The organism is Flavobacterium lacisediminis, from assembly GCF_025909975.1.
Taxonomy (GTDB): domain Bacteria; phylum Bacteroidota; class Bacteroidia; order Flavobacteriales; family Flavobacteriaceae; genus Flavobacterium; species Flavobacterium lacisediminis.
This window is the reverse complement of sequence record NZ_JAPCIO010000004.1, coordinates 140,178-154,259: the sequence shown is the minus strand read 5'-3', so window position 1 is coordinate 154,259 and position 14,082 is coordinate 140,178. Positions and strand designations below refer to the sequence as shown.

Below are 14,082 nucleotides of genomic sequence, written 5' to 3'. Positions count from 1 at the left end.
TTTTATTATTTTAATTCATGCTTAATTTCTGAGGTAATCCTTTACCTCTAGTTAACAATTTCATATCAGAAATAACGTTTAAAGTTTCTTCCATATAAACATCTTTCTGCATTTCTTCATGCCAACGTTCTCTTTTTTGTTTTAACAAAGTATCTTTTTCAAACAAAGCAACTTCGTCAGGCAAAGAAGTAAAGACATATTTATTGTTGTAATCTGAAATAGCTTTGAACTTTTTAATTTTAACATCTGCTACTGCAATTTCTTTTTTAAAGTCATTTAAATTAAGACTAAAATCATTCTCATCTTTGCGTTCAAAAATCCATTTTGCGTTTTCATCAATTAAATTAAACGTAGGATTAGCAGCTATTCTTTTTTTACTATTAGTAATTACATTATCGTAGTTAGCATTTAAAGGTTGGTATTTAGCTGGCTCAATTTTATCCCAAGGTAATGCACTTTCTTCATCACGTTCACCCATATCAAGATAAGAAAAACGATCTGGAAAAACAATATCACTCTTTACTCCTTCACGTTGAGTTGATCCACCATTAATTCTATAAAATTTTTGAATAGTAGTTTTTAATGCTCCTAAATCACCATAAGAATTTCCTCTAATGAACTGATTTAAATCAATAACATTCTGAACTGTTCCTTTACCATAAGAATGTTTACTTCCTACAACAATTCCTCGCTTATAATCTTGAATTGCTGCCGCAAAAATTTCTGAAGCTGATGCCGAGAAATTATTAATCATTACTACAAGTGGACCATCATATTGTACTTTTTTATCAGGGTCAGGCAAAATCTCTGGATTTCTTCCAGGCGCTTTAACTTGTACAATTGGTCCGTCTGGAATGAACAATCCTACCATTTTAACTACCGTTTCTAAAGAACCTCCACCATTATCGCGCAAGTCCATAACAAGACCATCGATGTTTTGTGCTTTTAATTTTTCGATTTCAGCGGCTACATCTTTAAACGCATCACGGTTTTCTTTGTTTTCAAAACTAATATAAAATTTAGGTAAGTAAATAATTCCGTATTTTTTTCCATCCTTTTCAACTATACTTGATTTAGCAAACGTTTCTTCTGTTTCAACTTCATCTCTTATAATTGAAATAACTTTTATAGTCCCATCAACTTTTTTGACTGTTAAACGAACTTCTGTTCCTTTAGGTCCCTTGATTTTTTTTACTACATCATCCAAACGCATTCCTGCAATATCAAGTGGTTCCTCTTTTCCTTGAGCTACTTTAAGGATTAAATCACCCGCTTCTAACTCTTTTCCTCTCCAAGCTGGGCCGCCAGAAATTAATTCTGAAACTTCAACACCAGATTCTTTCTTTTGTAAACGCGCACCAATCCCTTGGAATGTTCCGCTCATACTTACATCAAATTTCTCTTTATCATCAGGTGAAAAATAGAATGTATGTGGATCAAAACGTTCTACAATAGAATTTAAGAATATGGCAAACCAATCATCTCTTTCTAACTCTTTTTCAATAAAATCAAAATATTCATTTAAAGATTTTAAGGAATTTTCTCTAACTTCTTTTTCAAGTGTTTCAAATGATTTTACTTCATATTTAGCATCATTTTTCTTTTTATCTTCCTCAAGTTGTTCTTTATCAGTAATAGAAGAAAGAGCAGACAACTTCAATTGCTTTCTCCATCTGTCAATTAATTCCGATTTATTTTTACTAAATGGCAGTTTTTCATAATCTACATTTATGCTTTCCTTAATGGTAAAATCAAAAGGTTTACTTAAAACATCTTCATATATTTCTCTAGACTCGCTCATTCTTTTCAACAAACGAGCATTTGTTAAATTGAAAAAAGTTAAATCTTTATCCTTAATCATGTCGTCAATTGAAGTTTCATATTTACTAAACTCATCAATATCACTTTGAAGGAAAAATCTTTTCGTAGGGTCAATATTATCTAAATATTTTTTATATACTTTTCGAGAGAAATCATCATTTATCTCAACTGGACTGTAATGACCTTTTTCTAATACAAAAGCCAATAACTCCAATAAAAGTTTGTCTTTTTCTGGGTCTTCTTTTTTCTCTCTAGGAATAAAACTCCACAGTATTGCTGATAAAGCAGTTACCAACAATATAACCTTATAATTTCTTTTCATAAATTCAACTATTCGTTTCATTGAAAAATTTTCAACTAAATTACACAAAAAATCATGCCACAAGTACGCAAAATACTATAAATTTTTGTTAAACCAACAAAAATAGGCACACAAAAAAAAGGTTTCGGTTTAAATTATTTAATTTAGCAAAAAATGTACGAAGAATGTCAAAACCACTTATACTAATAACTAACGACGATAGTATTGTTGCACCAGGAATTCGCGCTTTAATTGAAGTGATGAAAGAACTTGGCGACGTTGTAGTTGTAGCTCCTGATAGTCCACAAAGTGCAATGGGACACGCGATTACCATTAACAACACTTTAAAACTAGAAAAAGTACATTTAGACAAAGAACTTGAACAAGAATACAGTTGCAGTGGAACTCCAGTAGATTGCGTGAAAATTGCAGTAAACGAAATACTAAAAAGAAAACCTGATTTATGTGTTTCTGGGATCAATCATGGCTCTAATTCTTCAATCAATGTAATTTACTCAGGAACCATGAGTGCCGCTGTTGAGGCTGGAATCGAAGGCATTCCTGCTATCGGATTTTCTTTGTTAGATTATAGTTGGGATGCCGATTTTGAACCCATCAAAAGTCATATCAAACAAATTGCTTCTGAAGTTTTGAAAAATGGTTTACCTGAAGGTGTAATTTTGAACGTTAATTTCCCGAAATTAAGCAAAGAAGAAATAAAAGGAGTGAAAATTTGCCGACAAGCGAAAGCTATGTGGCAAGAAGAATTTGATAAAAGAACAAATCCACAAGGAAAAGAATATTATTGGTTAACTGGTAAATTTGTCAATTTAGACAAAGGAACCGATACAGATGAATGGGCTTTAGAAAATGGTTACATTTCGATTGTACCGGTACAATTTGATTTAACTGCACATCATGCGATGCAACAATTGAATTCTTGGGAATTATAAAGAAAAAATAAATGAAATATTACATCATAGCAGGAGAAGCTTCGGGCGATTTACATGGTTCAAACTTAATGAAGGCTTTGTATGAAAAAGATCCATCAGCCGAAATTCGTTTTTGGGGTGGCGATTTGATGCAAAATGTTGGCGGAACTTTAGTAAAACACTATCGTGAATTGGCTTTCATGGGATTTATTGAAGTTATCATGAACCTAAAAACGATTTTGAACAACATCAAAATTTGTAAAAAAGACATTGAAGCGTTTCAACCTGATGCGATTATTTTTATCGATTATCCTGGATTTAATATGCGCATTGCGACTTGGGCAAAAGAGCGCAACATTCCAACACATTATTACATTTCACCTCAAATTTGGGCTTGGAAAGAAAACCGTATCAAAGCCATTAAACGCGATGTGGATTTTATGTATGTAATTCTTCCGTTTGAGAAAGATTTTTACGAGAAAAAACACAATTTTCCAGTTCATTTTGTAGGTCATCCGTTAATAGATGCCATTGCAAGTAGAACAGAAGTTTCGGATGAAAGTTTCAGAAAAGAAAATCAGTTATCTGAAAAACCAATTATAGCTTTATTACCAGGAAGTCGCAAGCAAGAAATTTCCAAAATGCTTTCGATTATGCTTTCGGTAACCAACGATTTTCCAGATTATCAATTTGTGATTGCGGGTGCTCCAAGTCAGGAATATGAATTTTACAAAACATTTTTAACGAATGAAAACGTGAAATTTATTTCGAATAAAACTTATGATTTATTGAGTCATTCTCATGCTGCTTTGGTAACTTCTGGAACGGCAACTTTAGAAACCGCTTTATTTAATGTTCCTGAAGTGGTTTGTTATAAAGGAAGCTACATTTCGTATCAAATTGCAAAACGTATCATCACTCTAAAATACATTTCATTGGTGAATTTAATCATGGACAAAGAAGTGGTTAAAGAGTTAATTCAAGAAGAATTGAATACGAAAAACTTAAAATTAGAATTGAATAAAATTCTAAATTCCGAAAGTCGTGCTGTGTTATTGAACAATTACACTGAATTGAAACAAAAATTAGGAGGAGAAGGCGCTAGCAAAAAAACAGCCGAATTGATTGTAAATTCTTTTAAAAAATAAAGAAGATTCTTATCATTTTATTAGAAACTTAACTGATTTTTTATATTTTTGGGATGAGAAGTCCCAACTCCTTAAAACTAAATACTACTTCAAAAACAACAGTGATTGAAAGTATTTAAGTTTCCTTTACTTACCATTACCATTAGTTTTGCGATAGGTATTATTGCAGAATATAACTTGCAATGGAGTTTATCAACTCTTATTGTTTCATTGTTTTTGTGTTTAGGGATTTTTTGTTTTCTATTTTGGAAAAGTAAAAAAGCTTTGCTTCAAAATACTCTTTTTGGAATTGCCACTTACCTACTCGCCTTTACTTTAGGAATGATGAGTTTTTATATTCATTCCGATTTAAATTCGAAAAATCATTACTCTAAAAAGTCATTTGAAGAAACGAATTCAATTCGAGCAATCGTTTCAACTACATTAAAACCAAATGAAAAATACAACAAATATTTTATTACACTTTCACATTTTAATGATACAATAGCTTCAGGGCAACTATTACTTTATGTTCCAAAAACAAACAATGAAACCTTACATTCAGGTGATGAAATTTGGTTAAATAATGCCGTTTATCCTATCCAAAAAACTTTTAATCCGTACCAATTTGATTATTCTAAATACCTTGAAAAGCAGAACGTATTTCATCAAATTTACACGCGTGAAAATCAAATTAAAATCATTCAAACGCATAAAACGATTGATTTTTATATTGAAACATTAAGAAATAATCTTAGTAAAAGTTTCGACATTCATCATTTTGAACCCAAAACCAAAGCCATCATTGACGCTTTAATTTTAGGACAACGATTGGAATTAGACAAAGAAACCATTGCCGATTATTCCAATGCTGGTGTAATTCACATTTTAGCGATTTCAGGATTGCATATTTCCATCATTTACTTCTTTATTGTGTTCTTGTTGAAACCTTTAAAAAGAGTAAAATTTGGAGCGGAAATTCAATTGTTGATTGTCTTGGGGATTTTATGGTTGTTTGCTTTGCTTACCGGCTTGCCGGCTTCGGTAACCAGAGCGGTGACTTTATTTAGTTTTATTAGTATTGGAAACTATTTCAATCAACCGAAAGCGATTTATAATGCATTAGCGATTTCCGCATTTTTAATTTTATTGGTAAAACCAAATGCTATTTTCGATATTGGTTTTCAATTGAGTTATGCAGCCGTTTTATCGATTGTATTATTTCAACCTTTTTATAAGAAGTTTTATTTTTCCGAAAACAAAATTGCGATTTACTTTACTGATACCGTTTTAGTTTCCTTGGCAGCACAAATTGGGGTTTTACCTTTGAGTTTGTATTATTTTAACCAATTGCCTTTGTTATTTTTATTAGCTAATTTGGTTATTATTCCACTTTCGAGTTTGGTTTTAATTGCTGGAATTATCATTTTACCTCTTAATTATGTACTTCCATCTGTTGCGGTTTTCTTAGGTAAAATTTTAGAATTCAGCATTCAATTTATGAATAATTACATTCATTGGATTGCCCAATTCAAAAGCGGAATTATTACGAATATTTCGTTTTCTGGTTGGCTGACTTTTTCGTTGTATTTAGTCATAATTGCTTTTGCATATTGGCTTTATCATATAAAAGATAAAAACATAAAATATATTTTGGGAACACTTTTACTCTTTCAACTGAGTTACATCAGTATAAAATGGAGCGAAAATAACAGCAGTGAATTGGTGGTATTTAACGAAAAAACAACGCTAATTGGCATCAAAAATAAAAATAATGTAATTGCTTTTAGCGACATTCCTGAAAATCATAACGTTACTTTAAATCATTACACACGAGGAACATTTTCAGATTCGTTACGCATTTTTCCGATGCAAAACGCGATTTCATTTCAAGAAAAAAGAATTTTAGTTATAGATAGTTTAGGGATTTACAAAACCTCAATTCGTCCTGAAATTATTTTGCTTACCCAAAATCCAAAAATCAATTTATCACGTTTGATTTTAGAAATGAAACCTAAAGAAATTATTGCGGATAAAAGCAACTACAAAAACACCATTAAAGCTTGGGAAGCTACTTGCAGAAAAGAAAAAATCCCTTTTCATGCAATTGCCGAAAAGGGATTCTATAGATTGAAATAATTCTTATTTTTTCTGAATAATCTGATTAGCGCCGTCAATCCAAACTTTTGGACCACCAGCTACATAACCAGAACTTCCTAAAGCATTTAAATTTATTTTAGCTTCTGCCGTTTTTGTAGCACTTACAAACCAAACAGTTGGATAACCTCTAACTTGAAGTTGTTGTTGTAATTGTACGTTTTGCATTTTCACTTCTTCGCTTTGATTGTTTTTTCTTGGAAAATCCAATTCCACTAAAACCACATTTTCTTTTGCCCATTTGATAAATTCTGGGGTTTTGAAAACTTCTTTTTGCAAACGAATACACCATCCGCACCAATCAGAACCTGTAAAAAACAAGAACATTGGTTTATTCTCTTTAATTGAAATATCCGTTGCTTTTGACATATCTGTATGCCAAGTTAATTCTTCTTGCGCCTGAATTGACATACTAGTCAAAGTTAAAAACGCTATTACTAAAATCTTCTTCATATTTTAAATTTTATAAAACAAAATTAAGCAAATTAGATGCCAAAAAAAGCTGTTACTTAACTTCTTGCATTAATTTTTTAACTAATGGTGAAATAACAATAAGTACAACACCTAAAATAAGCGCATAAATCGCTAGCTGTTTGTAACCGTCTGCATACAAAACAAGCTTCTCCATATTGGTTGCATTTTCAGAAGCTTCTGCAATATTGGCACCTAAAATTCCCGCAAAATATTGACCATATGCACTTGCTAAAAACCACATTCCCATCATAACGGCTTGTGTTTTTTGTGGTGATAATTTAGTCATAGCACTCATCCCAATTGGAGATAAACACAATTCACCAAATGTAATCACTAACCAACCTAAAGTGAAAACTCCTAAAGATGTTTTTCCATTTAAATCAGCGAAAAATTGTGTGTAGTAGAACACCCAAAAACCACCCGCTAAAAATAAGAAGGCTAAACCAAATTTAATAATAGTGTTAGGCTCCATTTTTTTCTTTGCCATCCACAACCAAACTAAACCAACCAAAGCTGCAAAACCAATTACAAATAAAGAGTTCGCTGAATTATTAACTCCGTTTGGACTTAACTCAACTCCAGCAATCGTATTATTCAAATTGTTGGCCGCAAATAAACTTAGAGATCCTCCACTTTGTTCGAAAAAAGCCCAAAAGAAAATAGAGAAAATGATGAAAACTAAAGCAGCCAAAAGTTTCTTGTTTTCTGAAACTGAAAAATTCTTCATTTCGTAAAACAAATATAGAATAGAAGCTGGTCCGATAAACATCATAAAATAATCAGTATACTTTGTATTGGCCACCATAATAATAATCACTGGAATTACTAATAAAGAACCTAAATACGTTGCAATTTCTAATCCTTTACGTTTTGAGGTTTCAACTTCTTGTAATGGAGAAAGTCCGATAGTACTTAATGTTTTTTGTGTTTGCGTAAACGTCAACAAACTAATAATCATTACAATTGCTGCAAAACCAAAACCAACATTCCATCTTAAATGTTCTGGAACTATTGATTGCCACATTGAGCCTTCTGCAACAGCAATACAAACGTAACCTCCTAATAAGGCTCCTAAATTAACTCCCATGTAGAAAAATGAGAATCCAGCATCACGTCTTGGATCACCATCTTTGTATAATTGTCCAACCATTGATGAAATATTAGGTTTGAAAAAACCTGTTCCTACAATGGTAAAACTGATTCCAATAAAAAAGAAGTTTTTAGGATCGATTGCTAAAATAATACTTCCTAAAATCATTAGAATTCCACCCCAAAAAAGTGACTTTCTTAATCCTAAAATTTTATCTGCAAATAAACCTCCAATAAATGTAAAAGCATACACCCAAGCTTGAGTTGCTCCATACTGTAAATTAGCGGTTTTTTCATCCATAGCTAAATGATTCACCATGAAAACCACCAACATTCCGCGCATTCCGTAGAAACAGAAACGTTCCCACATTTCGCTAAAGAATAAATACCAAAGTTGTTTTGGATATTTTCCTTTAAAATCCTGAATTTGTTCTATTGTTTGCATCTTAGTGAATTCCTTTTTCTTGCATTACTTTGTTAAGTTGTTTCAATAAAATAAACATCAACATAGTAGCAAACATTAATAATCCGAAGTTAATCCAAAAGAAATCTTGTTTGTTGTCATAAGTATCCCAAAGACTTGCTAATACACCACTTAATTTATTTCCGATTGAAGTTGATAAAAACCAACCACCCATCATTAATGAAGTAATGTTCGTTGGACTCAATTTAGAAACTACCGATAATCCCATCGGGCTTAAGAATAACTCTCCAATTGTGATAACTCCGTAATTGGCTACTAACCACCAAACGCTTACTTTTTCAGAACCGTTTGCTCCCATATTTACAGCAGCAATCATTACCAAAACAGATAAAGCTGAAATTAATAATCCGAATGCGATTTTAGTTGGTGTTGAAGGTTCTTTCTTTCTGCTTCTTAGGAATGTGAAGAAAGCTACTACTAAAGGCGTTAAAATAATAACCCAACCTGGATTAATCGACTGACTTAAATTGGTTGCCCAAAGCGAAACTGTTGCTCCTTCTTCAGGTAATTTATCTTTCGCTACGTTTCTAAAATAAACGGGATAATCTACAGTTTTTTGAACTTCTCCATCTACTTTTTGTATACGGAAACTCGCATCATATAATTCAACTGTGTCTTTTTTGTATTCTACTTCTTTGGCTAATTTCAATCCGTTGAAAACGGTTTGAGTCGTTCCTGTGATTTCTCTATCCGTATAACGGTCTGCCCAAGTATTAAGTGCAGAACCATTCAATTTGAAAACACCCCAAAATAAAATTACCACCGCGAAAATGGTTAACAAAGCTCCGATTGGTCTTTTGTCTTCCACTTTGGCTTTAAAATATAAACTTCCGTAAAAGAAAATCACTGGAATACAAGCAAAAATAAAGGCATCCGTACTATCCGAACCAAAAATATACCCACCAGGATTTGCTTCTGAAGTTACTCCTTTTAATAACCATCCAATTACTCCAAAAACTGCTGATGGCACTAAAATAAACATCACAATTTTCCAAAAAGGCATATCTCCTGGTTGCACTCCTTTTTTCTCAGTTTGATTTCCGTAGTGTTTTGTTCCTAATAAGAAAACAATTACACCGATAAACATTCCAACTCCAGCTGCCATGAAGGCATATTGCCAACCTAATAGAATTTGTAAAGCAGCTCCAAAGAAGTTACAAATGAAAGCACCCACGTTAATTCCCATATAGAAAATGTTGTAACCTTCGTCTTTTTTATCTTTATATTGATCTTCGGTATAGAAATTACCTAAAAGTGTTGAGATATTGGGTTTGAAAAAACCGTTACCCACGATAACTAATGTCATGGCGATATAAAGCATGGTAATATCATGAATTCCCATCATAAAATAACCTGCTCCCATCATAATACCACCAATTACGATAGATTTTTTGTAGCCCCAATATCTATCGGCAACTAAACCACCAATGAAAGGGGTTAAAAATACCAAAGCGATAAAAGTTCCGTATAAATCGGATGCTTCTTTCTCGGTCATAGCGAATCCGGCTTCAACATCTTTAAGATATAAGGTAAAAATACCAATCATTAAATAGTAACCGAAACGCTCCCACATTTCAGATAAAAACAAGTAAGGCAGTGCTTTAGGATGACTTTTCCACATAATTTATTGTATTAAAAAAACAAACCTACAAGGGTTTCTTGTAGGTTTGAAAGATATAAAAAATATTTTTAAATGCAATTAGGTCATTCCATTCATCATTTTTTTCAATTTTGGGGACAAAACCGCTAGAATAACAGCTGCAATTCCACATAAAACAACGAATACCATGAAGAATTCATATAAGTTATGGATTTCAAAACCAGCAAAAGATGTGTATTCCATTGGTAATTGTTCTTTTTCAAATAAAGCTACTTGCTCTGCTGTTAACGTAACTTTTTTATCTAATACCTCTTGAAGATTAACTCCTAAAGTTTCTGCTTTTTGGAATTTATCACCCGTTGCAGGAATAATTGCTCCTAACGACCCCGCCAATGCATAACCCGCAGCATTTGAGATAAAGAAAACGCCATACAATAAAGAGGCAAAACGTTTTGGTGCTAATTTACCAACCAATGACAATCCGATTGGTGATAAACATAATTCACCCATTGTTTGGATTAAGTACAATAACATTAACCATTTGATAGCTAATAATCCTGAATTCCCTAAATCTTTTACATTGTGAGCAATGATAAAATAACTCAATGCAATTAAAGCTAATCCCATTGCTTGTTTTAATGGAGAAACTGGCTCCTTACCTTTAGCTCTTAATTTATCCCAAAGTAAACTGAATGGTAACGCCAACATTACTACGAAAATTCCATTGAAAATTTGCACCATTGACGGAGGCATGTTCCATCCAAAAATACTTCTATCTGTTTGATTATCTGCAATGAAAGTTAATGACGAACCAGCCTGCTCAAAAGCAGCCCAGAAAAAGATAATAAAGAAGGAAACAATGTAAATTACCCAAATTCTTTGTCTTTCTACTTTATTTTCAGCTGAACTCATAATTAAGTAAGCTAAAGCAATACCCGCAGAATAAATAAATGGATAAATAATTCCTTTAATTAATTGACCCATGGCAACATCCGAAAATCCGAATTCACCTACTAACAAATATCTAAACACAAAGAATAAAGCTGCAAAAATGGCAACTGAAGTTCCAATAGCTGTGCTTGTAAATTTTGCCGTTTGAGTTTCTCCTTCTTCAAAATCATCACTTACATTATTTTTTGGCAAACCACCAATTGGTCTTCCTTCTGGAGTAACTACATATTTATTTTTTAAAACATAGAAAGTTATTGTTCCAATTATCATTGCAATTGAAGCTGCTAAAAACCCCCATTTGAAAGCAAAAATATCTCTAACTCCAGTTTCTGCATCTTTAACATCACCTACCCATGGACAAATAAATTGACCCAAGAAAGCTCCGATATTAATTCCCATGTAGAAAATAGTAAAGGCTGAATCTAATTTATTCTTTTCTTGTTTTGGGTATAAACTTCCCACCATTGAAGAGATGTTTGGTTTGAAAAATCCATTACCAAAAATGATAATAAACAAGGCAATCCACATGAATAACTTTGCACTTCCTAAGCTCGAATCAAAAGTTGATGCACTAATGAACAATAAGAATTGACCAATTGCCATTAATGTTCCTCCTAACATAATACTGTATCTATTTCCAATATATTTATCCGAAATAAATCCTCCTAAAAGTGGTGTTAAATAACATAATGCTAAAAATCCACCATAAATAATGGCTGCATCTGCTTCTTTAATCATCAATGAATTTACCATGAACAAGGTAAGAATTGCTCGCATTCCGTAGAAATTGAAACGCTCCCACATTTCGGTTCCAAATAAGACCCAAAGTCCTTTTGGATGGCTTTGTTTAGCTGCTACTTCACTCATATAATTTGTTTTAGTTTATTGGTTTATTATAATTTTTCTTTGATGTAATTCGTCATTTTTGTGTACAATTGTAAGCGTGTTTTACCGCCGTAAATTCCATGATTTTTATCTGGATAAATTGCCCAATCAAATTGCTTGTTAGCTTGAACTAATGCTTCCACCATTTTCATTGTATTTTGCACATGTACATTATCATCAGCTGTTCCGTGGATTAAAAAGAAGTTTCCTTTTAATTTACTTACGTGATTAATTGGAGAGTTGTTATCGTAACCACTTGCGTTTTCTTGAGGAGTTTGCATGTAACGCTCTGTGTAAATACTATCGTAATATCTCCAAGAAGTTACTGGAGCTACTGCGATTGCCATTTTGAATACATCAGCACCTTGGAACAAACAGTTAGACGACATAAATCCGCCATAACTCCATCCAAAAATCCCGATTCTTGAAGCGTCAACGTAGTTGTATTTTCCAATTACTTTAGCTGCATCGATTTGATCTTCAACTTCGTATTTTCCTAATTCTTTTTGTGTACATTTTTTGAAAGCAGCTCCTTTGAAACCTGTTCCTCTTCCGTCAACACAAGCTACAATATAACCTTGTTGTGCTAACATCATAAACCAATAATCATTACTTCCGTTCCAAGTGTTTGCAACTTGTTGTGAACCTGGACCTGAATATTGAAACATGAAAACCGGGTATTTCTTAGTCGCATCAAAGTTTTTCGGTTTAATCATCCAAGCGTTTAATTGGTGACCTTTTTCTGTAGTTAATACGAAAAACTCTTTTGGAGTTACATCATATTTTGCTAATTTAGTTTCAACCGCTTCATTAGAAACAATTGTTTTAACTACTGCTCCTGTTTTTGAATCGTTTAAAGTATACATTGGTGCAGAAGTCGCACTTGAATGTGTATTGATGAAGAATTGAAAATTCGGGCTGAATGTTGCTGAATTAGTTCCTTTTTTAGAAGACAATCTCACTTTTGATTTTCCGTCTACTTTAATAGCATAAACGTCTCTGTTGATAGAACCATTTTCTACCGATTGATAATAAACCATTCCAGATTTTTCATCAAATCCGTAATAATTAGTTACTTCCCACTTTCCAGAAGTAATTTGTTTTTTCAATTTACCAGCTCTGTCGTAGTGATAAATATGATTGAAACCATCTTTTTCTGATGTCCAAATGAAACTATTGTCTTTTAAGAAAGTTAAGTTATCGGTAACATCAACATAAGCTGCGTCTTTTTCGTTTAAAACAATTTTTGTAGTTCCTGCGTTAGCATCTACAAAATGTAAGTCTAAATTGTTTTGGTGACGATTCATTACTTGAACGCTTAAAGTAGCCGCGTCATTCGTCCATTTGATTCTTGGAATATAAAAATCTTTGTAATCTCCCAAGTTGATTTTCTTAGTAGTTCCCGATTTTAAATCAAAAATATGCAAAGAAACGATTGCATTTTTCTCACCCGCTTTTGGATATTTGAAAACCGTTTGTGTTGGATATAATCCTTCGTTGTACATATCCATTGAAAATTCTGGCACTTCGGTTTCATCAAATTTGATGTACGCAATTTTAGTTCCTGTTACATTCCAATCATATGCTTTTACGAATGCAAATTCTTCTTCATAAACCCAATCCGTAATACCATTAATGATTTTGTTCTTTTTACCATCATTAGTAATTTGAATTTTAGCTCCCGAAACCATATCATGTACATATAAATTGTTTTCAAAAGCATATGCAATTTTGGTTCCGTCTGCGCTAAATGTTGGCTCTTGAATCGCATTAGCTGTAAAACTACTTACCGTTTTTGAAGGAATATCGTAAATAAAGTATTCGGCAGTGAAAGAATGACGGAAAATAGGATTTGAATTCGTTGCAATCAAAATCTTTTTCTCATTTTTATCAAAAGAATAACTGTCAATTGACTTTACTTCTGCATGATTTTTGGTATCAAAAAGTGTACTTACTTTTTCTAAAGTTGCAAAATCATACAAGTCAATTTGATAGCTTTTAGTGCTTCTATCAAAATTTAAGACTGTGTATTGGTTGGTGTTCTTCATGGCACTTAAAGCGTCCATTCCTTTAGTTCTGAAGGCACCGCCCCAAATTTCTTCTAAAGTAATTTTTTGTTGAGCTACTACTGATAATGAGCTCACTACAAAAAGCAATACTGCTAAACTGTATTTTTTCATAATATTATGTTCTTAAAAAACCCCCAATTTTAGTGAAAATATATGAATTAACCATAATTTTAACTTCATTTAATAAAGATT

At 32.4% G+C, this 14,082-nt stretch carries 9 protein-coding genes; 3 read left to right on the top strand and 6 right to left on the bottom strand.

Annotated elements, in window-relative coordinates; all coding sequences use genetic code 11:
* Positions 1-10 precede the first annotated feature (10 nt).
* Positions 11-2,164, bottom strand: coding sequence for a carboxy terminal-processing peptidase (locus OJ995_RS07670; protein ID WP_264368876.1), 2,154 nt, complete (start codon positions 2,162-2,164; stop codon positions 11-13).
* A gap of 143 nt (positions 2,165-2,307) precedes the next feature.
* Between OJ995_RS07670 and surE the strand changes: the two genes are divergently transcribed.
* The 3 genes from surE to OJ995_RS07655 all read left to right on the top strand — a co-directional run bounded on the left by surE (position 2,308) and on the right by OJ995_RS07655 (position 6,320).
* A complete protein-coding gene (gene surE, locus OJ995_RS07665) occupies positions 2,308-3,075 on the top strand; it encodes a 5'/3'-nucleotidase SurE (RefSeq protein ID WP_264368875.1) in 768 nt (255 codons plus the stop codon).
* 11 nt (positions 3,076-3,086) lie between these two features.
* Positions 3,087-4,202: a lipid-A-disaccharide synthase gene (gene lpxB, locus OJ995_RS07660; RefSeq protein ID WP_264368874.1), complete on the top strand. Its 1,116-nt coding sequence runs from the start codon at positions 3,087-3,089 to the stop codon at positions 4,200-4,202.
* Between the two features lie 105 nt (positions 4,203-4,307).
* The gene (locus OJ995_RS07655; RefSeq protein ID WP_264368873.1) at positions 4,308-6,320 is read left to right on the top strand and encodes a ComEC/Rec2 family competence protein; all 2,013 of its coding nucleotides are present in this window, start codon (positions 4,308-4,310) and stop codon (positions 6,318-6,320) included.
* A 3-nt stretch (positions 6,321-6,323) separates the two neighbouring features.
* Here the strand turns inward: OJ995_RS07655 and OJ995_RS07650 are convergent, their stop codons facing one another.
* The 5 genes from OJ995_RS07650 to OJ995_RS07630 all read right to left on the bottom strand — a co-directional run bounded on the left by OJ995_RS07650 (position 6,324) and on the right by OJ995_RS07630 (position 14,001).
* Complete coding sequence (locus OJ995_RS07650) at positions 6,324-6,791, bottom strand: thioredoxin family protein (protein ID WP_264368872.1); 468 nt, start codon at positions 6,789-6,791, stop codon at positions 6,324-6,326.
* Positions 6,792-6,843: 52 nt separating this feature from the next.
* Positions 6,844-8,346, bottom strand: a complete 1,503-nt coding sequence (locus OJ995_RS07645; RefSeq protein WP_264368871.1) for a peptide MFS transporter — start codon at positions 8,344-8,346, stop codon at positions 6,844-6,846.
* Position 8,347: 1 nt separating this feature from the next.
* Positions 8,348-10,006 carry a peptide MFS transporter gene (locus tag OJ995_RS07640; protein WP_264368870.1) on the bottom strand — a complete coding sequence of 553 codons (1,659 nt, stop codon included), beginning with the start codon at positions 10,004-10,006 and terminating at the stop codon, positions 8,348-8,350.
* Positions 10,007-10,084: 78 nt separating this feature from the next.
* Entirely contained in the window at positions 10,085-11,803 is a 1,719-nt protein-coding gene (locus OJ995_RS07635; protein WP_264368869.1) for a peptide MFS transporter, read from the bottom strand.
* A gap of 26 nt (positions 11,804-11,829) precedes the next feature.
* A complete protein-coding gene (locus tag OJ995_RS07630; protein WP_264368868.1) occupies positions 11,830-14,001 on the bottom strand; it encodes a S9 family peptidase in 2,172 nt (723 codons plus the stop codon).
* Positions 14,002-14,082 lie beyond the last annotated feature (81 nt).